A 23,257-nucleotide genomic window follows, 5' to 3' on the forward strand; every position below is an offset into this window, starting at 1 on the left:
TGAGGGCGGTCAGAAGCCGGGCGGTTCCGTGTACGTGCCCCACTCGTCGCGCAGGACGCCGCAGATCTCGCCGAGCGTGGCCTCGGCCCGGACCGCGTCGAGCATCGGCGCGATCATGTTGGAGCCGTCGCGGGCGGCGGCCAGCATCGCGTCCAGCGCCGACGTGACCCGGGCGTCGTCGCGGGCGTCCTTGCGGCTGCCGAGCACGCGGACCTGCTCACGCTCGACCTCGTGGCTGACCCGCAGGATCTCCAGGTCTCCGGTGACCGAGCCGTGGTGGACGTTGACACCGACGACGCGCTTGTCGCCCTTCTCCAGCGACTGCTGGTACTGGAAGGCGGACTCGGCGATCTCGCCGGTGAACCAGCCGTCCTCGATGCCGCGCAGGATGCCGGACGTGATGGGCCCGATGGGGTGCTGCCCGTCCGGGTGGGCGCGGATGCCGCGCTCCTTGATCCGGTCGAAGATCTTCTCCGCGTCGGCCTCGATCCGGTCGGTGAGCTGCTCGACGTACCAGGAGCCGCCCAGCGGGTCGGCCACATTGGCGACGCCGGTCTCCTCCATCAGCACCTGCTGGGTGCGCAGTGCGATCTCGGCGGCCTGTTCGGAGGGGAGCGCCAGGGTCTCGTCGAGGGCGTTGGTGTGCAGCGAGTTGGTACCGCCGAGGACCGCGGAAAGTGCCTCGACCGCGGTCCGTACGACGTTGTTGTACGGCTGCTGGGCGGTCAGCGAGACACCGGCCGTCTGGGTGTGGAAGCGGAGCCACTGCGCCTTGTCGGTCCTGGCGCCGTACGTCTCCTTCATCCAGCGGGCCCAGATCCTGCGGGCGGCGCGGAACTTGGCGATCTCCTCGAAGAAGTCGAGGTGCGCGTCGAAGAAGAAGGAGAGACCGGGCGCGAAGGTGTCGACGTCCAGCCCGCGGGAGAGGCCGAGCTCCACGTAACCGAAGCCGTCGGCGAGGGTGTACGCGAGCTCCTGCGCGGCCGTCGCCCCGGCCTCGCGGATGTGGTAGCCGGAGACGGAGAGCGGCTTGTAGGCGGGGATGTCGCGGGCGCAGTGCTCCATCAGGTCGCCGATGAGGCGCAGATGCGGCTCGGGCTGGAAGAGCCACTCCTTCTGCGCGATGTACTCCTTGAAGATGTCGGTCTGGAGCGTGCCGTTGAGCACGCCCGGGTCGATGCCCTGGCGCTCGGCGGCGACCAGGTACATGCAGAAGACGGGGACGGCGGGTCCGCTGATTGTCATGGACGTCGTGACGTCGCCGAGCGGGATGTCCTGGAAGAGGACCTCCATGTCGGCGGCCGAGTCGATGGCCACGCCGCAGTGTCCGACCTCGCCGAGCGAGCGGGGGTCGTCGGAGTCGCGGCCCATCAGCGTCGGCATGTCGAAGGCGACGCTGAGCCCGCCGCCGCCGGCGGCGAGGATCATCTTGTAGCGCTCGTTGGTCTGCTCGGCGTTGCCGAAGCCCGCGAACTGGCGGATGGTCCAGGTCCGGCCGCGGTAGCCGGTCGGGTGGAGCCCTCGCGTGAAGGGGTACTCACCGGGCCAGCCGATCCGCTCGAATCCCTCGTACGTGTCCCCGGGACGGGGGCCGTAGACGGGGTCCACCGGGTCTCCGGAGAGGGTGGTGAAGTCCGCGTCACGCTTGCGGGCCTTGTCGTAGCGGGCCTGCCAGCGGCGGCGGCCTTCTTCGATCGCGTCAGCGTCCATATCTTCGAATTTACTAGGACGTCCTAGTAAATGTCGATGGCAAACCGCCCGGTGCTTCGCACGGGGCGGTTCGGAGCGTGCGCCGCGCGGCGGGCTCGGCCCGCCCGGCTCAGGCCTGGACGGTGACGGGCGAACCGCCCGCGACCAGCGGCTCGACCTCGCGGACGACCTTGCGCTCGACGAAGAACGCGGCCGTCGGGATGGTGCCGGAGATCAGCACCCACAGCAGCTTGCCCACCGGCCACTTCGCCTTGGAGCCGAGGTCGAAGGCGAAGACGAGGTAGATGATGTAGAGCACACCGTGGATCTGGGAGACGACGAGCGTCAGCCCCTCACCGGTGTCGAAGCCGTACTTGAAGATCATGCACACGCACAGGATCAACAACATGACGGCGGTGACATAGGCCATCACCCGGTAGCGGGTCAGCACGCTTCGTTTCATGGGGACGAGCGTAACCGCCCGAAAAATCCCCGCATGCACGGGGAGCGGGTCACACCTCCGGCGCCGCGTGCCCGAAGGGCCGGGCCGTCCCCGCGCGCACACGGTCCCGTGCGCCGGTCAGGCGTCGGGCCGGGCCCCGCCTCAGCCCGCGTCCTCGAAATCCCCCGCCGCCACCCGCAGGGGCCTGAGCATGGCGAAGATCTCAGCGCACTCCTCGGCGTCGTACACCCCGAGACCGAATTCCATGCCGACCAGGTCCCTGGTCGCCGCCTCGACGACCTCGCGGCCCTTCTCCGTGATGGAAGCGAGGGTTCCGCGGCCGTCGTTCGGGTTGGGGCGCTTGGCGACCAGACCGGAGCGCACCAGCCGGTCCACGGTGTTCGTGACGGAGGTGGGGTGGACCATGAGCCGCTCGCCGATCTTGGACATCGGCAGCTCACCGGCCTTGGAGAAGGTGAGCAGCACCAGCGCCTCGTAGCGCGCGAAGGTCAGCCCGTACGGTTTGACGACCGCGTCGACCTCGGCCAGCAGGATCTGCTGCGCACGCATGATCGAGGTGATCGCCCCCATCGAGGGCACCGGTCCCCAGCGCTGCTGCCAGAGTTCGTCGGCGCGGGCGATGGGGTCGAAGGGGAGACTGAGCGGCTTGGACACGCCGTCGACCTTACCCACTGGTCATATGCCGGTCAGCCCCGTCTCGAACTTCGGTCCGGATGCGCTCGGCGGCTGCGGTTCTCCTGACTTCCAGGACGAGCAGCAGCACGCAGAGGGTGCCGACCGCGCCCGCTGCGGCGATCACCTGATGTACGGGGAGGAATTCGGCGGCGAGACCGGCAAGCGCCATGCCGACGCCCTGGAGCGTCATCAGGCCGGCCGTGAGCAGGGTCATCGCCCGGCCGCGCAGGGCCTCGGGTACGGCGGCGACGAGCCACTGGTCGAGGCCGATGACGTAGGCCGAGCCGGCGCCGGCCAGCGCCAGCGCCGCCACGGTCACGGCCATGCCGGGGCGGAACCCGTACACCACCAGCGGGAGCAGCCCCACGGCGGCGGCCGGCAGCACGATCAGGGCGCGCAGCCGGGCGGTCAGCGCGGTGCCCACGTACAGCTCGGCGGCGATCTGTCCGACCGGCATCGCGCACATCAGCAGTCCCAGCGCGACCGGTCCCACACCGATCTCGTCCGCGTACGGCGCGGCCAGCGCCTCCGGCGCGACGACGAACATCGGCGGGAGCCAGAACAGCAGCATCAGTCCGCGGATCCTGCGGTCGGCGAGGACGGTACGGGCTCCGGAGAGCGACTCCCTGAGCAGGGTGCCTCCGCCACCCCCGCCGGACCTGGCCGGCCGGTCGCGGGTGCCGAAGCGGAGCAGGGCCGCCGAGCAGAGGAAGGTCACCGCGGTGACGGTGATCGCCCCGCGCGGGGACAGCGCGGCGAGCAGCACTCCGCCCACGCCGAAACCGGCGAGCAGCGCGCTCTGCGAGACGATCCGGAGCAGCGAGCGGCCGAGTACGAAGAGATCGCCCTCGCCCAGGATGTCGGTGAGCGCGGCCATCCTGGTCCCGGTGAAGACGGGTGACACGGCGGCGATCACGCAGCGCAGCGCGAGCAGTCCGCCGACCGGGGTGCCCGGCAGCACCATCACGATGACGCACCCCGCGCAGATCAGATCGCAGGTGACCAGGACGCGGCGGGCGGGATAGCGGTCGGCGACCCCGGCGAAGAGGGTGCCTCCGACGAGGTACGGGAGGAGGCCGAGCGCGAAGGTGAGGGCGCTGAGCAGGGGCGAGCCGGTGAGGCCGTAGACGAGGACGGTGAGGGCGAGTTCGCTGACGACGACGCCGAGCAGGGAGAGCAGATGGGCGAGGAAGACCGCCCGGAACTCCCGTACGGCGAAGACGGGACCGTAGCCGCGGGGGGTGGGCGGGGCCGACGCCTCCGTCGCGTCGCGAGGGAGGTCGGAGGGGTGTTCGGTGTCGGTCGGCATGAACGCAGCCTGCGGGGCCGCGGCGGTTCTCCGTAGACTTTCGGCTCACGCCGAAACTTCAGGAGCGGGGACCGCGCATGCCGTTCCATCTGCATCTCGACGAGGGCGACCTGCTGCGCTGCCGGTTCGCGCTGTCACCGCTCGGGGAGACCCAGTCGGCCGTGCGCGTGCTGGCCGAGCCCGAACGGCACGGCTATCACCTGCCGTGGCTCCGTCTGATCCGGGACGCGGCCGCCGGGCTCGACCTGCGGCCGCTGTGGCTGCTCATGGCGCGGCACGGCCACAGCCCGGACTTCATCAGCCCCCCGCCACCCGGTCCGGTCACCACGTTCGAGGAGGAGATCGCGCGGGTGCGGTCCGTCGATCCCGCACTCGCCCGCCAGGACCTCACGCTGTCACTCGCGGGCCGGCCGGAGGTGCTGCACTCCCCCGCCGGGCAGGCGATGCTGGCCGATCCCGCCCGTACCGTGCAGGAGCTGGCCGATCTGCTGGAGCAGACCTGGCGGGTGCTGATGGAGCCGCACTGGCCACGGCTGCGCGCCCTGCTGGAGGCGGACATCGCGTACCACTCGCGGCGGCTCGCCGCGGTCGGCTTCGAGCGGCTGCTGGGGGAACTGAGTCCGCAGCTGACCTGGTCGGGGTCGACGGTCTCCATCGTCGGGATGCGCGGCCGGCACACCCGGGTGCTCGGCGGTCAGGGGCTCGTCCTGATCCCCAGTGTCTTCTGCTGGCCGGACGCGGTCAGCGGCTTCGAACCGCCGTGGCAGCCGGCCATCGTCTATCCGGCGCGCGGGATCGGCGGGCTGTGGACGGAGCCCGCCGACCGCACCCCGCAGGTGCTCGCGCGGCTGCTCGGCCGGGGGCGGGCCGACGTCCTGTGCGCGCTCGACGAACCGGCCGGTCCGAGCGCGCTGGCGCACCGGCTGGGCCTCGCGGTCTCGTCGGTGTCGGAGCACCTGTCGGTGCTGCGCGCGGCGGGTCTGCTCACCTCGCGCCGGTACGGGCACCAGATGCTGTACGAGCGGACGCCGCTCGGGATCGCCCTGGCCGTACCGGAGCGTGGGCCGCAGAGGTGACGGAAGCGGCACGAGCCCCCGGCCGGTGCGGCCGGGGGCTCGTTGCCATGGAGGGACGGGGCGTCAGTCCTTCTCGGCGAGATACCGCTCGACCGTCTCGACCTTGGAGGTCAGGCCGTCGGTGACACCGGGCCGGATGTCGGCCTTCAGCACGAGGGAGACGCGTCCGGCGCGGGCCTCGACGGCGGCGACGGCCCGCTTGACGACGTCCATGACCTCGTCCCACTCACCCTCGACGGAGGTGAACATGGCGTCCGTACGGTTGGGCAGGCCGGACTCGCGGACGACCCGGACGGCGTCGGCGACGTACTCGCCGACGTCCTCACCGACGCCCAGCGGACTGACCGAGAACGCGACGATCATGCGCTGACCACGCCTTCGCGGCGGGCGCGGGCGGCGATGACGCCGTCGGCCTCGTAGCGCTTGAGCACCTTGTCGCCGTAGAGCCCGCCGAACGGCAGCACCGAGAGCAGGAAGAAGAACGCGATGCGCTTGAGCGGCCACTTGGTCTTGGCCCAGACGTCGAGCAGCAGGACGGCGTAGATCACGAAGAGCACGCCGTGGAGGATGCCGAGCGGCATCATCAGGAAGTCGATGTCGGAGACCCGGCTGAGGACCGAGCCGAAGATGATCAGCGCCGGGAAGGAGAGCGCCTCGGGAATCGAGATGAGGCGCAGCCGGTGCAGGGCGGTGGCGGTCTTGATGTCCACGGGGGCACCTTCGCTGGGAGGAACGTGACGGCTTGTGAATACGGGCACAAGCGGACCCATTGTGGCATCGGCGCGGGCGGCGCCCGGTGCCGGGGCCGTATGTGTCCGGTCACACGCCGGCTCCCCGACCCGCCGGGGTACGGCCGCCGGCTCCGTCGGACTCCGCCGTCGCCGTGCGCCGTCGCCGTGCGCCTTCGCAGTCGCCGCCGTGCGAGATATGTCCCGATCCCGTCCGGGTCGTGTACCGGACGCGTATCAGGGCCGGTTCGGGGTGCCGGTTCCTCCCGGGGGCCCTGTCCCGGGGAGGAACCGGCCGCTACCGTCACTCCGTGGCAATGTTCCGACTCCAAGGCAGCCGAACGCTCGCCGTCGATCTGGCCGGTGACGCCGTCAAGGCGAAGAACGGCTCGATGGTCGCGTACGACGGCCGGATGACCTTCAAGAAGCTGACCGGCGGCGGCGACGGCCTGCGCGGCATGGTGACCCGCCGGCTGACCGGCGAGCAGATGACCGTGATGGAGGTGACCGGGCAGGGCACCTGCTACTTCGCCGACCGCGCGAGCGAGATCAGTCTCGTCTCGCTGCACGGCGACAAGCTCTACGTGGAGGCGAGCAATCTGCTCTGCACCGACGCGGCGCTGCGCACCGGCACCACCTTCACGGGTCTGCGCGGCGGGGCGTCGGGCAACGGCCTGTTCACCACCACCGTCGAGGGCACGGGCCAGGTGGCGATCATGTCGGACGGTTCGGCCGTGGCGCTGCGGGTCTCGGCCTCGTACCCGCTGTTCGTCGATCCCGGTGCCTACATCGCGCATCAGGGCAGCCTGCGGCAGCATCTCCAGTCCGGGGTGAACTTCCGGACGCTGATGGGTGAGGGCTCCGGCGAGTCCTTCCAGATCCGGTTCGAGGGCGAAGGCGTCGTCTACGTCCAGCCGAGCGAGCGGAACACCATCGGGGGCGATGTCTGATGCCGTTCCGCGAGATCAACTCGAAGATGGTCGAGGCGACGGTGGTACCCGGCCAGAAGATGTACAGCCAGCGCGGCGCGATGCTCGCCTACCGCGGCGAGGTGTCGTTCACGCCGAACATCCAGGGCGGCCAGGGCGGCATGATGTCGATGATCGGCCGCCGGATGGCGGGCGAGGCGACCCCGCTGATGACGGTGGAGGGCAGCGGCACGGTGATGTTCGGGCACGGCGGCCACCACATCCAGGTGATCGAACTGTCCGGCGACACCCTGTACGTGGAGGCCGACCGGCTGCTGGCCTTCGACGGGGCGCTGACCCAGGGCACGATGTTCATGGGGTCGCAGGGCGGGGTCATGGGCATGGTCCGCGGCCAGGTGACCGGGCAGGGGCTCTTCACCACCACCCTCAAGGGTCATGGCTCGGTCGCGGTGATGGCACACGGAGGGGTGATCGAGCTGCCGATCGCCCCGGGCCGCGCGGTGCACGTGGACCCACAGGCGTACGTCGCGCACCACGGCGACGTACGCAACAAGCTCTCCACCGCGCTCGGCTGGCGGGACATGGTGGGGCGCGGCTCCGGCGAGGCGTTCCAGCTGGAGCTGAGCGGCAGCGGCGCGGTGTACGTCCAGGCGTCGGAGGAGAAGCTGTGAGCACACCCGTGGTCTTCGACCCGATGACGCTGCCGTCGGACGACAACGTCAACGCGTACACCTTCTGCGTGGAGCTCAAGGGGAGCCAGTGGTTCCTGCAGAAGGGCAAGATGATCGCCTACTACGGGCGGATCGAGTTCGACGGCATCGGCCACGGCCGCTTCGAGCGGTTGATGCGTACGAGCTTCCACTCGCCGCTGCACGCGAGCGACTGGGTGGTGGCCGAGGGCAGCGGCAAGATGCTCCTCGCCGACCGGGCCTTCGACGTCAACTCGTACGACCTGGACGACGGGAATCTGACGATCCGGTCCGGCAATCTCCTCGCCTACCAGCCGACCCTCGCGCTCAAGCAGTCGATCGTGCCGGGCTTTCTGACCCTGATCGGTACGGGGAAGTTCGTGGCCGCGTCCAACGGCCCGGTGGTCTTCATGGAGCCGCCGCTGCGGGTCGATCCGCAGGCCCTGGTGGGCTGGGCGGACTGCCCCTCGCCGTGCCACCACTACGACCACGGGTACATGACGGGCGTGCTGGGCGGCCTCAGATCGCTGACCGGGATCGGCGGGACATCGGGTGAGGAGCACCAGTTCGAGTTCGTCGGGGCGGGCACGGTGCTGCTCCAGTCGACCGAGGCCCTGATGCCCGAGCAGCCGACGGGGGCGACGCCGGCGCAGGCCGGGGTGCCGGGCGGCGGTGCGGGTCAACCCGGATCCTCGCCCCGTCTGCCCGGTCAGCTCGGCGGCCTCCAGCGCCGCTTCGGTTGGTGAACGGTAGTCTGCGGAGTGTGACGTCACACACGTCCGCACCCCGCGCCCGGACCCGCCTCCGAGCGGGTGCCGGGCGTCACATCCTCATTTCGTCCGTCTTTCAACTTCTTAGGTAGAATCCATACATGGAGACCGAGACGGCCACTCGCTGGCTGAATGACGCGGAGCAGTGCGCCTGGCGCACCCACCTGGACGTCAACAAGCTGCTGATGCACCAGTTGGAGAAGGACCTCCAGCCGTTCGGCCTGACCAACAACGACTACGAGATCCTGGTCAATCTCTCGGAGTCGGACGACCAGCGCATGCGGATGAGCGATCTCGCCGCCGCCACGCTCCAGTCCAAGAGCAGGCTCTCGCACCAGATCACCCGCATGGAGAGCGCGGGCCTGGTCCGCCGGGAGCACTGCGAGTCCGACCGGCGCGGACTGTTCGCGGTCCTCACCGAGGACGGCGCGGAGATGATGCGGAAGGTGGCCCCGCACCACGTGGCGTCGGTACGCAAACACTTCATGGACCTGTTGACGCCGGAGGCACTGGCGAACCTGGACGCGGCGCTGGCGCCGATCGCGGATCATCTGCGGGGGCGCCGCGGCAAGGTGTGACCTGCGGGACGTCGCGGCGCCGGGGACGACCACGACGACGGTTGAGGGGCCGGTCCTCCGTCAGGGCGCGAAGCCGGACAGGACCGTCCCGTCCGGGAAGCCCAGAAACAGGACGTCACCCTGCGCGACGAGCGAGACATCCGCCGGATCGAACGGATGGTCCCGGGCCTCGGGCCATCCGGTCATCGGATCGCCTGCCGCGTCCGCCTCGCCGACGGCGGCCAGGTCGAGGACGTCCACTCCCGCCTCGCCCACCACGAAGACCTTGTCACCGACCACCGCCGTGCCGCCCATGGTCTGCATGTCCTCGCCGCCGTCGTACGACGCCCAGTACTGCCGCCCGTCGGCCAGTGCGAACGCGTACGTCTGCGTCCGGCTGCTCACCACCACCTTGCCGTCCCGGGAGAACGACGGCCGGTAGGCGATGTCCACGCCGGCGGCGATGGTCCGGCGGTTCTGCGGGGCCGTCACCTCGACGACGGTCAGACCGTCCGAGCCCGGGCAGAGGAGCAGCTTCCCCGTCAGCACCGGTGTGCGGCAGGCGATGTCACGGGCACCGATGCTTCCCAGCCGGGCGCCGTCCGCGCCCTTGAGGACGGTGATGCCGTCGCCGACCGCGACGAGCCGGCCGTCGGCGAAGGCCAGTTCGGCGTCGGCGGCCGGATCGCTCCACGGTTCATCCCACTTGAGGGCGTGCCCGCCGGTGAGTTCACGGGCGAGGACCCGGGCGGCCCCCGTGCCGGTGTTCTTCGTGGCGTAGTGGAGGACCCCGCCGGACTCGACGGAGTCGGCCACCCGGACGCCGTCGGGCAGCGGCTCCCGCCACTGCTCCGCCCCGTCCGCCAGGCCGAGGGCCACCAGGAAGCCGTCCTGGAACGCGCAGACGGTGGTGCCGATGACGGCGGCCACCGAGGCCGGGCCGGAGGCCGCCTCTCCCGGAGGGGTCTGCCAGCGCTGTTTGCCGTTCGCCGCGTCCAGCACGGTGATGCGTCGCGGGCCACCGCAGACCAGGGACGCGTCCGCGAGCACGCAGTCCACCGGGCCGTCCGCGATCGTGGTCCGCCAGGCGTTCCAGCCGTCGGGTCTGGTGGAGAGGTCCGCCGCGACGGCCCCGAAGTCGCCGGTGTGGCCGCTGTCAGCGCCGGGAATGACGACGGCCCCGGCCGCGTTCCGGGCAGCGGCCGAGGCGGAAGCGCTCGGTTGCGCCGTGCCGCCGCCCTTTCCTCCGGCGTCGCCGTCGGCCGTGCCGTTCCCCTTGAGGAGCCCCGGCAGCAGCACCGCCGGCACCACGCCGACCACGGCAGCCGCCGCCAAGCCGATCCACAGTCGCCTGCGACGCCGCCCGCGCCGAGCCTGGCCCGTATCCCGTACGGGCCGATCCGACGGGGCGAGTTCTCCCGCAGCGGACCCAGCATGCGCCACTCCCCCCGTCGGTACGCACGAGACGCCGGACCCCCGATGTGCGCATCCGGCCGCAATCCGGCCACGGACACGCCGTCGATCGCAGTGCCCATCAGCACCGCGGCCGACCGGAACAGCGCGCCCACGGGGGCGAACTGACGCCTCATCAGCAATCAGGGACGGGGCGCGGGGCCCGGCGGTTCCGCACGGCCCCGGAAGCATCGGTGCGCACGGACCTCCGGGACGGGTCCGGGAGCGGCGGGTGCGCCGACGCGCCCGGTCGGGTCCGGGAGCGGCCCGCACGCCGTTCCCTGACCCGTCCGGTCGCGCCGGGTTCAGGCCCCGGTGAGTCCTGCCACGAGCTCGTCCGCCGCCGCGTACGGGTCGAGGCTCCCCGCCACGATGCGTTCGGCGAGCGCGCCGATGTGACGGTCGCCGTGCAGATCGCCGATGCGCTCACGCAGCCGTGTGACGGCGATCGTCTCCACCTCGTGGGCCGCGCGGGCCGTACGCCGCTCGGCGAGCACGCCGTGCTCCTCCATCCAGGCCCGGTGCTTCTCCAGCGCCTCGACGACCTCGTCGATGCCCTCGCCCCGGGCGGCGACCGTCTTCACGATCGGTGGCCGCCAGTCGCCGGGACCGCGGGACTCGCCGAGGCCGAGCATGTGGTTGAGCTCGCGCGCGGTGGCGTCCGCGCCGTCCCGGTCGGCCTTGTTGACGACGTACACGTCGCCGATCTCCAGGATTCCGGCCTTCGCCGCCTGGATGCCGTCGCCCATGCCGGGCGCCAGCAGGACGACGGAGGTGTCGGCCTGCGAGGCGATCTCCACCTCGGACTGGCCGACGCCGACCGTCTCCACCAGGATCACGTCGCAGCCCGCCGCGTCCAGCACCCGGATCGCCTGCGGTGCCGACCAGGCGAGGCCGCCCAGGTGCCCGCGCGTGGCCATGGAGCGGATGTAGACGCCCGGGTCGGAGGCGTGCTCCGACATCCGGACCCGGTCGCCGAGGAGCGCGCCGCCGGAGAACGGCGAGGACGGGTCGACGGCCAGGACGCCGACCCGCTTGCCCGCCCGCCGGTACGCCGAGACCAGGGCCGATGTGGAGGTCGACTTGCCGACACCGGGCGAACCGGTCAGGCCGACGACGTACGCCGTCCCCGTGAGCGGCGCCAGGGCCGCCATCACCTCGCGCAGTTGCGGCGACGCCCCCTCCACCAGGGAGATGAGCCGGGCCACGGCCCGCGGCCGGCCCGCACGGGCCTGCTCGACCAGGGTGGGGACATCCACCATCACCGCTCCGTTCACTCGCTGCGTGCTCTGCGTGTATGACGTACCGCCCGGCCGGGCCGTTCCTACGCGGGAACGCGGATGATCAGCGCGTCGCCCTGACCGCCGCCGCCGCACAGCGCCGCCGCGCCGGTGCCGCCGCCGCGCCGCTTGAGCTCCAGGGCCAGATGCAGCACCACACGGGCGCCGGACATGCCGATCGGGTGACCCAGCGCGATGGCGCCGCCGTTGACGTTCACCTTGTCCGAGGTGACGCCGAGGTCCTTCATCGACTGGACGGCGACCGCCGCGAACGCCTCGTTGATCTCGATGAGGTCGAGGTCCGCGACCTCCAGGCCGGCCTTCTTCAGGGCGTGCCTGATGGCGTTGGACGGCTGCGACTGGAGCGAGTTGTCCGGGCCCGCCACATTCCCGTGGGCGCCGATCTCGGCGATCCACTCAAGGCCCAGCTCCTCGGCCTTGGCCCTGCTCATGACCACGACCGCGGCGGCGCCGTCGGAGATCTGCGAGGAGGTGCCCGCGGTGATCGTGCCGTCCTTGGTGAAGGCCGGGCGCAGCCTGCCGAGGAGTTCCGCGGTCGTCTCCGGGCGGATGCCCTCGTCCTGGGAGAAGAGGACCGGGTCGCCCTTGCGCTGCGGGATCTCGACCGGGGTGATCTCCGCCTCGAAGACGCCGTTCTTCTGGGCCGCGGCGGCGCGCTGGTGGGAGAGGGCGCCGATCTCGTCCTGGTCGGCACGGCTCAGCCCGAGGCGGGTGTTGTGCTTCTCGGTGGACTCGCCCATCGGGATGTTCTCGTAGGCGTCGGTGAGACCGTCGTACGCCATCGAGTCGAGCATCTCGATCGCGCCGTACTTGTAGCCCTCGCGGGACTTCGGGAGCAGGTGCGGGGCGTTCGTCATGGACTCCTGGCCACCGGCGACGACGACATCGAACTCACCCGCGCGGATCAGCTGGTCGGCGAGCGCGATCGCGTCGAGACCGGACAGGCACACCTTGTTGACGGTCAGGGCGGGAACGTTCATCGGGATGCCCGCCTTGACCGCGGCCTGGCGGGCCGGGATCTGGCCCGCACCGGCCTGGAGCACCTGGCCCATGATCACGTACTCGACCTGGTCGCCGCCGATACCGGCCCGGTCGAGCGCGGCCTTGATGGCGATGCCGCCCAGGTCGGCCCCGGAGAAGCTCTTCAGCGAGCCGAGGAGGCGGCCCATGGGCGTCCGCGCGCCCGCGACGATCACTGAGGTGGTACCGGTCGTTCCTGACATGAGGCGCAGCCCCTTGGGAATAGGAGTGAACGAGGGTTTACCTGAATGTACTGAGCGGTACCACGCCCGTCATCCGGCAGCGAGTGTGATGGCGCGCACGTTGCGTAACCATCGGTGGAGCGCTGCACTGGTGTGCATGCTGACGAGAATCGACCACATCGGAATCGCCTGTTTCGATCTCGACGAGACCGTCGAGTTCTACCGCTCGACCTACGGGTTCGAGGTGTTCCACTCCGAGATCAACGAGGAGCAGGGCGTACGGGAGGCCATGCTCAAGATCAACGATACGTCCGACGGGGGTGCTTCGTACCTCCAGCTCCTGGAGCCGATCCGGGAGGACTCGGCCGTGGGCAAGTGGCTGGCGAAGAACGGCGAGGGTGTCCACCACATCGCGTTCGGCACCGCGGACGTCGACACCGACGCGGCGGACATCCGGGAGAAGGGGGTCAGGGTGCTGTACGACGAGCCCAGGACCGGGTCGATGGGGTCGCGGATCACCTTCCTGCACCCCAAGGACTGCCACGGCGTTCTCACCGAACTGGTCACGTCCGCAGCGGAGCACTGACCTCCGGATACCTGGCCCGGTAGAGTGGGCTGTTCCGGGCCGGGGCCGGGTCGGGGCCGCGCCGCGTCCCCAGCCGTTGATCTGTCACCATTCCCCGGGGGACCGTTCGCCGGCGAACGGTACTCGTTGGAGAGTTGCGACCAGGGGACGGATGGGACCGCGCAGTGCGGGGCTACGAACGCCAGGAGAGCCACCGAGCTGAAGACGACCATCTCTCGCGGTTCGAAGCCGAGATGGACCGGCTGAAGACCGACCGGGAGAAGGCCGTCCAGCACGCCGAGGACCTCGGCTACCAGGTCGAGGTCTTGCGCGCCAAGCTGCACGAGGCTCGGCGCAATCTCGCGAGCCGTCCGGCCTACGACAGCGCCGGCATCGGCTATCAGGCCGAGCAGCTGCTGCGTAACGCCCAGATCCAGGCCGAGCAGCTGCGGACCGACGCCGAGCGGGAGCTCCGTGACGCCCGTGCGCAGACGCAGCGGATCCTGCAGGAGCACGCCGAGCACCAGGCGCGCCTCCAGGCCGAGCTGCACAACGAGGCCGTGCAGCGGCGCCAGCAGCTCGACCAGGAGCTGGCCGAGCGCCGCCAGACCGTCGAGTCCCACGTCAACGAGAACGTCGCCTGGGCCGAGCAGCTCAGGGCCAGGACGGAATCCCAGGCCCGCCGGCTGATGGAGGAGTCCAGGGCCGAGGCCGAGCAGTCCCTGACGGCCGCGCGCACCGAGGCGGGCCGGCTCGCGGAGGAGACCCGGCAGCGGCTCGGCTCGGAGGCCGAGTCGGCACGCACCGAGGCCGAGGCGATCCTGCTGCGCGCCCGCAAGGACGCCGAGCGGCTGCTGACCGCCGCCTCCGCCCAGGCGCAGGAGGCCACCAGCCACGCCGAGCGGCTGCGTACGTCCACGACGGCCGAGACCGAGCAGACCCGGCACCAGACCGCCGAGCTGAACCGCACCGCCGAGCAGCGCATGCAGGAGGCCGAGACCCAGCTGCGCGAAGCCCGGCTGGCGGCCGAGAAGGTCACCGCCGAGGCGAAGGAAGCCGCCGTCAAGCGGCTGGCCGCGGCCGAGTCGCAGAACGAGCAGCGCACGCGCACGGCCAAGTCGGAGATCGCCCGGCTGGTCGGCGAGGCCACCAAGGACGCCGAGTCGCTCAAGGCCGACGCCGAGCAGGCGCTCGCCGATGCCCGCGCCGAGGCGGACCGGCTGAAGTCCGAGGCGGCCGAGAAGGCCCGCTCGGCAGCCGCCGAGGATGCCGCAGCGCAGCTCGCCAAGGCCGCCAGGGCCGCCGAGGAGGTGCTGACCAAGGCGTCCGAGGACGCGCAGTCCACCACCCGGGCGGCGGGCGAGGAGGCCGACCGGATCCGTCGGGAGGCGGAGTCCGAGGCGGACCGGCTGCGCGGCGAGGCCGCCGAGCAGGCCGATCAGCTCAAGGGCGCGGCCAAGGACGACACCAAGGAGTACCGGGCCAAGACGGTCGAGCTGCAGGAGGAGGCGCGCAGGCTGCGCGGCGAGGCCGAGCAGTTGCGCTCCGAGGCGGTCGCGGAGGGCGAGCGGATTCGCGGCGAGGCCCGCCGCGAGGCCGTCCAGCAGATCGAGGAGGGCGCGAAGACCGCCGAGGAGCTGCTGTCGAAGGCCACGGCGGACGCGGAGGAGCTGCGTGCCACCGCGGGCTCGGAGAGCGAGCGGGTCCGTTCGGAGGCTTCCGAGCGCGCCGGCGTGCTGCGCAAGCAGGCCGACGAGGCCCTGGAGCGTGCCCGGGCCGAGGCCGAGCAGCTGCGCACCGAGTCCGAGGAGCAGGCCCGGTCCACCACCACCGCGGCCGAACAGGCGGCGGCGGAGCTGCGCGAGGAGACCGAGCGCGCGGTCGCGGCCCGGAAGGCCGGCGCGGCCGACGAGCTGACCCGGCTGCACACCGAGGCCGAGACCAGGGTCACCACGGCCGAGCAGGAGCTCACGGACGCGCGCGCCGAGGCGGAGCGCATCCGGCGCGAGACGAACGAGGAGTCCGAGCGGCTGCGCGCGGAGGCCGCCGAGCGGCTGCGGTCGCTTCAGGCGCAGGCGGAGACCGAGGCGGAGCGGCTGCGTGACGAGGCCGCGGCGGATGCCGCGCAGTCGCGTGCGGAGGGCGAGTCCACCGCCGTACGGCTGCGCGGCGAGGCCGCCGCCGAGGCGGAGCGGCTGAAGTCCGAGGCGCAGGAGAGCGCCGACCGGGTGCGTGCCGAGGCCGGCGCCGCCGCCGAACGGGTGGGCGCGGAGGCCGCCGAGGCGCTGGCCGCCGCGCAGGAGGAGGCGAACCGGCGCCGCCGGGCGGCGGAGGAGACCCTCGACGCGGCGCGCACCGAGGCGAACCAGGAGCGTGAGCGGGCGCGCGAGCAGAGCGAGGAGCTTCTCGCCGCCGCCCGCAAGCGGGTCGAGGAGGCGCAGGCCGAGGCGCAGCGCCTGGCCGAGGAGGCGGACAGCCGGGCGACCGAGCTGGTGGCCGCGGCCGAGCAGACCGCCCAGCAGGTGCGGGATTCGGTCAGCGGGCTGCAGGAGCAGGCCGAGGCGGAGATCGCCGGGCTGCGTTCCACCGCCGAACACGCCGCGGAGCGGACGAAGTCCGAGGCGCAGGAGGAGGCGGACCGGGTCCGCGCCGACGCGTACGCGGAGCGGGAGCGGGCGAGCGAGGACGCGAGCCGGCTCCGCCGGGAGGCGCAGGAGGAGGCCGAGGCCGCGAAGGCGATGGCCGAACGGACCGTCTCCGACGCGATCACCGAGTCGGAGCGGCTGCACGCGGACGCCGCGGAGTACAGCCAGCGGATGCGTACGGAGGCCTCCGACACGCTGGCCTCGGCCGAGCAGGACGCGGCACGCAGCCGGGCCGAGGCCCGCGAGGACGCCAACCGGATGCGTTCCGACGCGGCGACCCAGGCCGACCGGCTGGTGGGCGAGGCGACGAGCGAGTCCGAGCGGATCCGTACGGAGTCGACGCAGCGGGCGACCGCGCTGGTCGACGAGGCGACGCAGCGGGCGGCCCGGGTCACCGGCGAGGCCGCGGACGAGGCGGAGCGGCTGCGCGCGGAGGCCGCCGCCACCGTCGGCTCGGCGCAGGAGCACGCGGTGCGCACCCACGAGGAGGCGGAGCGGGTGCGCGCCGAGGCGGAGGCGGCGTCCGAACAGATGCGCGCGGATGCGCGTCAGGAGGCGGACCGCCTGCTCGACGAGGCGCGGGAGGCAGCGGCGAAGCGCCGTGCCGACGCCGCCGAGCAGGCGGACCAACTCATCGGCAAGGCCCGGGAGGAGGCGCTGCGCGCCGCCACCGAGGCCGAGGAGCAGGCCGACACGATGGTGGGCGTGGCCCGCAAGGAGGCCGTACGAATCACCTCGGCGGCCACCGTCGAGGGCAACTCCCTGGTGGAGCGCGCCCGTACGGACGCGGACGAGCTGCTGGTCGGCGCGCGTCGGGACGCCACGGCCATCCGGGAGCGTGCCGAGGAGCTGAGGGCCCGGATCGAGAGCGAGATCGAGGAGCTGCACGACCGGGCCCGGCGGGAGACGTCCGAGCAGATGAAGACGGCGGGCGAGCGCGTCGACAACCTGATGAAGGCGGCGACCGAGCAGCGCGACGAGGCGGCGGCCAAGGCCAAGGAGCTGGTGGCCGAGGCCGATTCGGAGGCGAGCAAGGTCCGGATCGCGGCGGTGAAGCGGGCCGAGGCACTGCTGAAGGAGGCCGAGCAGAAGAAGGCCGCGCTGGTCCGCGAGGCCGAGAAGCTGCGGGCCGACGCCGAGGCCGAGGCGAAGCGTACGGTCGACGACGGCAAACGCGAACTCGATCTGCTGGTACGCCGGCGCGAGGACATCAACACCGAGATCTCCCGCGTGCAGGACGTACTGGAGGCACTGGAGTCATTCGAGACGCCGACGGGCGGCGGCAAGGGCGCGGGCGGCTCCACAGGGGGCGTCAAAGCCGCGGCCTCGGCCGGCACTCGATCGGGTGGCAAGTCGTCCGAGGGGTAGTCGCCCCGTCATCTCCGTGCTCCGTCAAGGACGTTCAACTCTCCGGGTGGCAAGGGTTACGGTGGGTCAGCCACTCAAAAGGGGTGTCATTCTCCAGATCAACACAGCATCCGCTCGATGACACGCCGCCCAGGCCCCTAGGATTCCCCCTAACACCTCACCGGTCTCATTCGACAGGAACCTCATGAGCGACCCTTCCTCCCCCTTCGGCTTCGAGCTCGTGCGACGTGGATACGACCGCGGTCAGGTGGATGACCGCATTACCAAGCTCGTCGCCGACCGTGATAGTGCTCTCACCCGCATCACGTCTCTGGAAAAGCGCATCGAGGAGCTGCACCTCGAAACGCAGAACGCCCAGGCGCAGGTGAACGACGCGGAGCCGTCGTACGCCGGTCTCGGCGCCCGTGTGGAGAAGATTCTCCGCCTCGCCGAGGAGGAGGCGAAGGACCTGCGCGAGGAGGCCCGTCGCGCCGCCGAGCAGCACCGCGAGCTCGCCGAGTCGGCCGCCCAGCAGGTGCGCAACGACGCCGAGTCATTCGCCGCCGAACGCAAGACGAAGGCCGAGGACGAGGGCGTTCGCATCGTCGAGAAGGCCAAGGGTGAGGCTTCCTCGCTCCGTGCGGATGCCCAGAAGGACGCCTCGCAGAAGCGCGAGGAGGCGGACGCCCTCTTCGAGGAGACCCGCGCCAAGGCCGCCCAGGCCGCCGCGGACTTCGAGACCAACCTGGCCAAGCGCCGCGACCAGTCGGAGCGTGACCTCGCGTCCCGTCAGGCCAAGGCGGAGAAGCGTCTCGCGGAGATCGAGCACCGCGCCGAGCAGCTGCGGCTGGAGGCCGAGAAGCTGCGTACCGACGCCGAGCGCCGGGCCCGCCAGACGGTGGAGACCGCGCAGCGCCAGTCCGAGGACATCGTGGCCGACGCGAACGCGAAGGCCGACCGGATCCGCAGCGAGTCGGAGCGCGAGCTGGCGGCGCTCACCAACCGCCGCGACTCGATCAACGCTCAGCTGACCAACGTCCGCGAGATGCTGGCGACGCTGACGGGTGCCGCCGTCGCCGCCGCCGGCTCCCCCGCCGACGACGAGCCGGTCACCCGCGGCGTTCCGGCTCAGCAGACCCGCTGACCCCGCAATACCGCAGTCGTACCTCTCACGCGCCCGGTTCCGCCTTTTGTGGTGGCGCCGGGCGCGTGGCCGTTCTAGCGTGAACGCATGATCGAGCTTGAGGGCCTCACCAAGCGCTTTGGCAACAAGGTTGCCGTCGACCGGCTTTCCTTCCGGGTCAGACCCGGAATGGTGACGGGCTTTCTGGGGCCCAACGGGGCAGGCAAGTCCACGACGATGCGGATGATGCTCGATCTCGACAACCCGACCGGCGGCTCGGTGCGCATCGACGGCAAGCACTACCGCGACCTGGAAGAACCCCTCAAGTACATCGGGGCGCTGCTGGACGCGAAGTCGATGCACGGCGGGCGCAGCGCGTACAACAATCTGCTCTGTCTCGCGCAGAGCAACCGCATCCCGGAGAGCCGGGTCGCGGAGGTGCTGGACACCGTCGGCCTGACTGCGGTGGCGAAGAAGAAGTCGAAGGGCTTCTCCCTGGGCATGGGGCAGCGGCTCGGCATCGCGGCGGCCCTGCTCGGCGACCCGCAGGTGCTGCTCTTCGACGAGCCGGTCAACGGCCTCGACCCCGAGGGCATCCACTGGATCCGCAATCTGATGAAGGCGCTCGCCGCGGAAGGCCGGACGATCTTCGTCTCCTCGCACCTGATGAGCGAGATGGCACTCACCGCGGACCATCTGATCGTGATCGGCCAGGGCCGCCTGCTCGCCGACACCTCGATGGCGGACTTCATCCACCAGAACTCCCGCAGTTACGTTCGGCTGCGCTCGCCGCAGCAGGAGCGACTGCGCGATGTGCTGCACGAGGAGGGCCTGATCGTGGTCGAGACCGGCGGCGGCACGCTGGAGATCGACGGTGCCACCACCGAGGCGCTGGGCGAGCTCGCCGCCCGGCATCAGATCGTGCTGCACGAGCTGAGTGCCCAGCGGGCCTCCCTGGAGGAAGCGTTCATGCAGATGACGGCGGACTCCGTGGAGTACCACGCGCACTCGGAACTCGGTGCGGCACCGACGCCGACAGGTCCGCAGTGGGGCGATCAGTGGGACCGGCGGACCGCCGCCGGCACGGCCGGGAACGGCACACAAGGCGTACCCGGAGCCGGGAACGGCACACAAGGCGTACCCGGGGCCGGGAGCAGTGCTCCTGAGGCACCCGGCACCTCCAGTACTTCCGGCACCGGCAAGGGGGCGTGACGACGATGGCATCGGTACCCGCGGTCCTGACCTCCGAGTGGACCAAGATCCGTACGGTCTCGTCGACCGTCTGGACCCTGATCTGCGCGTTCGCCGTCACCGTCGCGATGAGCGCGGCGCTCTGTGCCCTGATGAACGCCCAGTTCGACGACCTCCCCGCACCGGAGAGAGCCACCTTCGACCCGACTCTCATCAGCTTCTCCGGCATGGTCCTCGGCCAACTGGCCATGGTCGTCTTCGGTGTGCTGGTGGTCGGTACGGAATACAGCTCGGGCATGATCCGGACCTCGCTGGCGGCCGTGCCCCAACGCGGCTCGTTCCTGTTCAGCAAGATCGCGGTGGCGGGTCTGCTGGCCCTGCTGGTCGGCCTCACCACCAGCTTCGTCTCGTTCTTCCTCGGACAGTCCCTCCTCGGCGACCACCACACGGACATCGGCGCCGAGAATGTCCTGCGCGCGGTCGTGGGCGGCGGCATCTACATGGGCCTGATCGGGATCTTCTCCATGGGCGTGGCCACGATGCTGCGCAGTTCCATGCTGTCGCTCGGCATCCTGATGCCGTTCTTCTTCCTGGTCTCCCAGATCCTGTCGGCGGTCCCGGGCGCGAAGAAGGTCGCCCGCTACTTCCCCGACCAGGCCGGATCCAAGATCATGCAGGTGGTTCCCGACGCGTTGAACAGCAGCCCGGCTCCGTACGGGCCGTGGGGCGGGCTCGGCATCCTGGTCGCGTGGGTGGCGGCGGCACTCGTCGGCGGCTACCTCGTACTGAAGAAGCGGGACGCCTGACCGAACTGGGCACGGCGACCGAACAGGCTGCGCCGGACCGGCTGGGAACGCCTGACCGGATACAGGACACGCCTGACCGGATGCGGGACGTGTGGCCGGGGAGAGGCACGTGTGACGGGTGGGCGACACATCGCGCTCTCTCCCCCCGACCAGGCCGGAATCATCGCTTCCGCCCGCCCGGAAGGCGAGGCGCCGTCGTCACGACTTGGCTGGAACCGTCAAGCCCTGGATATCCTCCTAACTCTTACGGGGGCGTACGGCCGCACGGCCTGGGCCCCGACGACCGACGAAGTCGATGGGGCTGGAGCATGATCGAGGCAGTCGGCCTGACCAAGCGCTATGGCGCGAAGACGGCCGTGTACAACCTTTCCTTCCAGGTGCGGCCGGGGGCCGTCACCGGGTTCCTCGGTCCCAACGGGTCGGGCAAGTCCACCACCATGCGCATGATGCTGGGCCTGGACAGGCCGACCTCCGGCCATGTCACGATCGGTGGTCACCCCTACCGCAGCCTGCCGAACGCTCCGCGGCAGGTGGGCGCGTTGCTGGACGCGAAGGCGGTGCACGGCGGGCGCAGCGCACGCAACCACCTCCTCTCGCTCGCCCAGCTCGCCGGCATCCCGGCCGCCCGGGTCGATGAAGTGCTCGGTGTCGTCGGTCTCCACGAGGTCGCGCGCAAGCGGTCCAAGGGCTTCTCGCTCGGTATGGGCCAGCGGCTCGGCATCGCGGCGGCCCTGCTCGGCGACCCGCAGGTGCTGCTCTTCGACGAGCCGGTCAACGGCCTCGACCCCGAGGGCATCCTCTGGGTCCGCAATCTGATGAGGACGCTGGCGGCGGAGGGGCGTACGGTCTTCGTCTCCAGCCATCTGATGAGCGAGATGGCGCTCACCGCCGACCACCTGATCGTGATCGGCCGCGGGCAGTTGCTCGCCGACATGAGCGTCAAGAACTTCATTTCCGCCAACTCGGCCGACTTCGCGCGCGTGCGGGTCGCGGACGGTGCGCAGGAGCAGCGGGAGAAGCTGACCACCGCCCTCACCGAGGGGGGCGGCCAGGTCATGCCGGAGCAGGACGGAGCCCTGCGGGTCACCGGTCTGCAGCTGCCGAGGATCAGTGATCTGGCGTACGAGTCGGACATCCGGCTGTGGGAGCTCTCGCCGCACCAGGCATCGCTGGAGGAGGCGTACATGCGGATGACGCAGGGCGCCGTGGACTACCGCTCGACGGTGGACCAGAAGGCCGGACTCCAGCAGCCGGTGCCCGCTGGGTACGGACAGCAGCCCGGCTACGGGGCACACCAGCAGCCGGTCCCGGAGATGCCGCAGCAGAACTGGTACGCCCCGCCGCCGCCCGGACAGAACCCGTACGCGGCAGCCCCGGCGGCGCCCGCGGCCCCGGTTCCCGCCGTCCCGGCACCCCCCGCCGCCGCCCCCGCAGACCTGACCAAGCGCGAGACCAGCGAGGACGCCCGATGACCACACCGCCGCCCCCGCAGGCGCCGTACCAGCAGCAGGCCCCGGTTCCGCAGCAGAACTGGCAGGGCGCACCGACCGGGCCCTACACCTCACCGATCCCGCTGCGTCAGGCCACCCTCGGCGACGCGCTCGCCTCCGAATGGACCAAGATCCGTTCGGTGCGCTCCACGATGTGGACGCTCGGCGTCATGGTCGTGCTGCTCATCGGCCTCGGGCTGCTGGTGGCCACGCTCATCAACGTGGCCGACACCGACATCGGCACCGTCCCGGTGCTCAGTTTCGGCTTCTTCGGCGTGCTCCTCGGCTCGATCTGTGTGATCACGCTCGGCGTGATGACCATCGCTTCCGAGTACGGCACCGGAATGATCCGCACGACGCTGACGGCCTGCCCCAGCCGTGGGCGGGTACTGACCGCGAAGGCGGTCGTCTTCTTCCTGCTCACCTTCGTCATCACGACCGTGACGACCGCTGTGGTCGGCGCGTTGCAGACGGCCATCCTCGGCGGCGAGGCATCCACCGGCGGCGAGTGGCTGCGTGCCACGGTCGGTGTCGGCCTGTACGTCGCGACGCTGGGGCTGCTCTCGCTCGCGGTCGGTGCCCTCATCCGGCACTCCGCAGGTGCGATCACGATCATGATCGGTGTCGTGCTGCTGCCGCTCGTGCTGGCCATCTTCATGTTCTCGGAGACGCTCAGCGACCTGCGGGACGCGCTCTTCGAGTACTCGATCCCCAACCAGCTCAGCGTGCTCTACGACACCTCGACCGGCACGTCGGGACCGTCGGGCTGGGATCCGCTGTGGATCATGATCGGCGTCACGGCCGTGGCACTGATCGGCGCCTATGCGGCGCTGGAGAAGCGCGACGTCTGACGGGCCCGCGCCACCGGCGAGCCTGCGTCACCTGCCGCCCGTCGCCCGCCGCCCTCCGCAGCTCAGTGGCGAGGCGCGTTCCTGGACCGCTGCACCTCCGTGGTGCGGCGGTCCTTCGCGTTCCAGCAGGCCTTGTGCCAGTGCCTGCGGTCGTCGATCCCGCCGTACTCGGACCAGGCCACCAGATGCGGGACGCCGGACGGGATCTCCTGGTCGCAGCCGGGGCAGCGATACCGCTTGCCGGCCGCGCTCGCTCCGCTCACCGGGCGGACCGACCACTCCTCGCCCCGCCACTGCTCGGTGCGCCCGCCGCCGCCGAACCGGGCCCCCGGCTCCGCTGCGCTGTCGTGGGGACTCTCGCCGCCTCGGGGGCGGTTGCGGCGCGGGGACACGTGACAC

At 71.2% G+C, this 23,257-nt stretch carries 22 protein-coding genes; 12 read left to right on the forward strand and 10 right to left on the reverse strand.

The window, feature by feature from the left end:
- Window positions 1-9 precede the first annotated feature (9 nt).
- The 4 genes from ACFVUT_RS05985 to ACFVUT_RS06000 form a co-directional block, all read right to left on the reverse strand.
- Window positions 10-1,710: a methylmalonyl-CoA mutase gene (locus ACFVUT_RS05985; protein ID WP_389644636.1), complete on the reverse strand. Its 1,701-nt coding sequence runs from the start codon at window positions 1,708-1,710 to the stop codon at window positions 10-12.
- A 109-nt stretch (window positions 1,711-1,819) separates the two neighbouring features.
- Window positions 1,820-2,152, reverse strand: a complete 333-nt coding sequence (locus ACFVUT_RS05990; RefSeq protein WP_389644633.1) for a DUF3817 domain-containing protein — start codon at window positions 2,150-2,152, stop codon at window positions 1,820-1,822.
- Between the two features lie 141 nt (window positions 2,153-2,293).
- Complete coding sequence (locus ACFVUT_RS05995) at window positions 2,294-2,806, reverse strand: MarR family winged helix-turn-helix transcriptional regulator (protein WP_389644630.1); 513 nt, start codon at window positions 2,804-2,806, stop codon at window positions 2,294-2,296.
- Window positions 2,807-2,816: 10 nt separating this feature from the next.
- On the reverse strand, window positions 2,817-4,136 hold the full coding sequence (locus ACFVUT_RS06000; protein WP_389644627.1) for an MFS transporter: 1,320 nt from the start codon (window positions 4,134-4,136) through the stop codon (window positions 2,817-2,819).
- 77 nt (window positions 4,137-4,213) lie between these two features.
- Here ACFVUT_RS06000 and ACFVUT_RS06005 point away from each other — a divergent pair, with 77 nt between their 5' ends.
- A complete protein-coding gene (locus ACFVUT_RS06005) occupies window positions 4,214-5,212 on the forward strand; it encodes a DUF5937 family protein (RefSeq protein ID WP_389644624.1) in 999 nt (332 codons plus the stop codon).
- A gap of 63 nt (window positions 5,213-5,275) precedes the next feature.
- On the opposite strand, the gene ACFVUT_RS06010 is transcribed toward ACFVUT_RS06005, so the two are convergent.
- Window positions 5,276-5,575 (reverse strand): MTH1187 family thiamine-binding protein, encoded by a 300-nt coding sequence (locus ACFVUT_RS06010; protein ID WP_389644621.1) that lies wholly within the window; start codon window positions 5,573-5,575, stop codon window positions 5,276-5,278.
- The gene (locus tag ACFVUT_RS06015; protein WP_389644618.1) at window positions 5,572-5,922 is read right to left on the reverse strand and encodes a DUF3817 domain-containing protein; all 351 of its coding nucleotides are present in this window, start codon (window positions 5,920-5,922) and stop codon (window positions 5,572-5,574) included. The genes ACFVUT_RS06010 and ACFVUT_RS06015 overlap by 4 nt, the downstream gene beginning before the upstream one ends.
- 335 nt (window positions 5,923-6,257) lie before the next feature.
- On the opposite strand from ACFVUT_RS06015, the gene ACFVUT_RS06020 reads away from it, so the two are divergent.
- The 4 genes from ACFVUT_RS06020 to ACFVUT_RS06035 all read left to right on the forward strand — a co-directional run bounded on the left by ACFVUT_RS06020 (window position 6,258) and on the right by ACFVUT_RS06035 (window position 8,906).
- On the forward strand, window positions 6,258-6,890 hold the full coding sequence (locus ACFVUT_RS06020; RefSeq protein WP_389644855.1) for an AIM24 family protein: 633 nt from the start codon (window positions 6,258-6,260) through the stop codon (window positions 6,888-6,890).
- Window positions 6,890-7,540, forward strand: a complete 651-nt coding sequence (locus ACFVUT_RS06025) for an AIM24 family protein (RefSeq protein WP_389644615.1) — start codon at window positions 6,890-6,892, stop codon at window positions 7,538-7,540. Before ACFVUT_RS06020 ends, ACFVUT_RS06025 begins: the two co-directional genes overlap by 1 nt.
- Entirely contained in the window at window positions 7,537-8,304 is a 768-nt protein-coding gene (locus ACFVUT_RS06030; RefSeq protein WP_389644612.1) for an AIM24 family protein, read from the forward strand. Before ACFVUT_RS06025 ends, ACFVUT_RS06030 begins: the two co-directional genes overlap by 4 nt.
- Before the next feature lie 125 nt (window positions 8,305-8,429).
- Window positions 8,430-8,906: a MarR family winged helix-turn-helix transcriptional regulator gene (locus ACFVUT_RS06035; protein ID WP_389644609.1), complete on the forward strand. Its 477-nt coding sequence runs from the start codon at window positions 8,430-8,432 to the stop codon at window positions 8,904-8,906.
- A 60-nt stretch (window positions 8,907-8,966) separates the two neighbouring features.
- Here ACFVUT_RS06035 and ACFVUT_RS06040 read toward each other — a convergent pair whose 3' ends face one another.
- The 3 genes from ACFVUT_RS06040 to ACFVUT_RS06050 all read right to left on the reverse strand — a co-directional run bounded on the left by ACFVUT_RS06040 (window position 8,967) and on the right by ACFVUT_RS06050 (window position 12,861).
- The gene (locus ACFVUT_RS06040; RefSeq protein WP_389644606.1) at window positions 8,967-10,220 is read right to left on the reverse strand and encodes a PQQ-binding-like beta-propeller repeat protein; all 1,254 of its coding nucleotides are present in this window, start codon (window positions 10,218-10,220) and stop codon (window positions 8,967-8,969) included.
- 422 nt (window positions 10,221-10,642) lie between these two features.
- Window positions 10,643-11,599, reverse strand: coding sequence for a methylmalonyl Co-A mutase-associated GTPase MeaB (gene meaB / locus ACFVUT_RS06045; protein ID WP_389644603.1), 957 nt, complete (start codon window positions 11,597-11,599; stop codon window positions 10,643-10,645).
- Window positions 11,600-11,661: 62 nt separating this feature from the next.
- Window positions 11,662-12,861 carry an acetyl-CoA C-acetyltransferase gene (locus ACFVUT_RS06050; protein ID WP_389644600.1) on the reverse strand — a complete coding sequence of 400 codons (1,200 nt, stop codon included), beginning with the start codon at window positions 12,859-12,861 and terminating at the stop codon, window positions 11,662-11,664.
- A gap of 136 nt (window positions 12,862-12,997) precedes the next feature.
- Here ACFVUT_RS06050 and mce point away from each other — a divergent pair, with 136 nt between their 5' ends.
- The 7 genes from mce to ACFVUT_RS06085 all read left to right on the forward strand — a co-directional run bounded on the left by mce (window position 12,998) and on the right by ACFVUT_RS06085 (window position 22,858).
- The gene (mce, locus tag ACFVUT_RS06055; RefSeq protein WP_389644597.1) at window positions 12,998-13,426 is read left to right on the forward strand and encodes a methylmalonyl-CoA epimerase; all 429 of its coding nucleotides are present in this window, start codon (window positions 12,998-13,000) and stop codon (window positions 13,424-13,426) included.
- Between the two features lie 164 nt (window positions 13,427-13,590).
- Complete coding sequence (gene scy / locus ACFVUT_RS06060; RefSeq protein ID WP_389644594.1) at window positions 13,591-17,418, forward strand: polarized growth protein Scy; 3,828 nt, start codon at window positions 13,591-13,593, stop codon at window positions 17,416-17,418.
- A gap of 184 nt (window positions 17,419-17,602) precedes the next feature.
- Complete coding sequence (locus tag ACFVUT_RS06065; protein WP_389644590.1) at window positions 17,603-18,541, forward strand: cellulose-binding protein; 939 nt, start codon at window positions 17,603-17,605, stop codon at window positions 18,539-18,541.
- A gap of 87 nt (window positions 18,542-18,628) precedes the next feature.
- Window positions 18,629-19,732 (forward strand): ABC transporter ATP-binding protein, encoded by a 1,104-nt coding sequence (locus ACFVUT_RS06070; RefSeq protein WP_389644587.1) that lies wholly within the window; start codon window positions 18,629-18,631, stop codon window positions 19,730-19,732.
- Between the two features lie 5 nt (window positions 19,733-19,737).
- Complete coding sequence (locus ACFVUT_RS06075) at window positions 19,738-20,517, forward strand: ABC transporter permease subunit (RefSeq protein ID WP_389644584.1); 780 nt, start codon at window positions 19,738-19,740, stop codon at window positions 20,515-20,517.
- A gap of 308 nt (window positions 20,518-20,825) precedes the next feature.
- Window positions 20,826-21,989 (forward strand): ABC transporter ATP-binding protein, encoded by a 1,164-nt coding sequence (locus ACFVUT_RS06080; RefSeq protein WP_389644581.1) that lies wholly within the window; start codon window positions 20,826-20,828, stop codon window positions 21,987-21,989.
- Window positions 21,986-22,858 (forward strand): ABC transporter permease subunit, encoded by an 873-nt coding sequence (locus tag ACFVUT_RS06085; RefSeq protein ID WP_389644578.1) that lies wholly within the window; start codon window positions 21,986-21,988, stop codon window positions 22,856-22,858. Before ACFVUT_RS06080 ends, ACFVUT_RS06085 begins: the two co-directional genes overlap by 4 nt.
- 62 nt (window positions 22,859-22,920) lie before the next feature.
- Here the strand turns inward: ACFVUT_RS06085 and ACFVUT_RS06090 are convergent, their stop codons facing one another.
- Window positions 22,921-23,250 (reverse strand): ATP/GTP-binding protein, encoded by a 330-nt coding sequence (locus ACFVUT_RS06090; RefSeq protein ID WP_389644575.1) that lies wholly within the window; start codon window positions 23,248-23,250, stop codon window positions 22,921-22,923.
- Window positions 23,251-23,257: the final 7 nt, after the last annotated feature.

This window comes from Streptomyces sp. NPDC058051, assembly GCF_042885475.1.
Taxonomy (GTDB): Bacteria; Actinomycetota; Actinomycetes; order Streptomycetales; family Streptomycetaceae; genus Streptomyces.